Consider the following 706-nt stretch of genomic DNA (forward strand, 5'->3'; position numbering starts at 1 on the left):
TCCCTCGGCGCTGGGTGGTCGAGCGGTTCTTCGCTTGGGTCAATCGAAACCGCCGTCTGGCCAAGGACGTGGAAGCCACCCTCAAATCCGCCGCAGCCTTCCTCTACGCCGCCGCCGCCATGCTCATGCTACGCCGTTTGGCTCGGTCAGCGTGAGTTTCGAAACCGACTCTTAAGCACGGCGTCTTCCACTCTATCGTCGACCTTCAGGCGGCCATCAACCGGTTCATCCGGGAATACAACGCCAACAACCCCAAGCCCTTCATCTGGAAGGCCAATCCGGACGACATTATCGCCGCTCGAAATCGCGGGTTCCAAACGTTGGAGTTAATTCACTAGCCAGACCCGATTCTCGGCAAGCAACTGCAACCGATGCCGAAGTCCGCAGACCTGCAATTACAGAACCGGGAGCGCCAAACCCTCGAGGATTTTATGGAACCGCACTCAATGGGCCAGAGCCTGGTCGCGCCATCTCGAGCCCCACAAGAGCGAAGGCTACATTGAGCAGCCACCCGGCACACACAGCCACAGATCGCATGATCGGATAGTTGCCATTCGAGAGCGCCCAAAGCCATTGGGCAATGCAACCGCAAGTGCCCAATCCACAAAGCTCAATATCCGATATTATAATTTCTCGAAATCATCAATTTACAAGATGCGCAACTAAACAAATCAAATTACCCAACATATGCATAAAACATAGATTG

General features: G+C 54.4%; 1 protein-coding gene and 1 pseudogene. Both read left to right on the forward strand.

Annotated elements, in window-relative coordinates; translation table 11 throughout:
* On the forward strand, window positions 1-155 hold a 155-nt coding region (locus tag CG471_RS29900; protein WP_143560330.1), incomplete at its 5' end, for a transposase.
* Between the two features lie 12 nt (window positions 156-167).
* Window positions 168-338, forward strand: a pseudogene (locus CG471_RS31890) (IS630 family transposase); the annotation flags it as partial.
* Between the last annotated feature and the right edge of the window lie 368 nt (window positions 339-706).

Source organism: Sphingobium sp. IP1 (assembly GCF_002708645.1).
Lineage (GTDB): Bacteria > Pseudomonadota > Alphaproteobacteria > Sphingomonadales > Sphingomonadaceae > Sphingobium > Sphingobium yanoikuyae.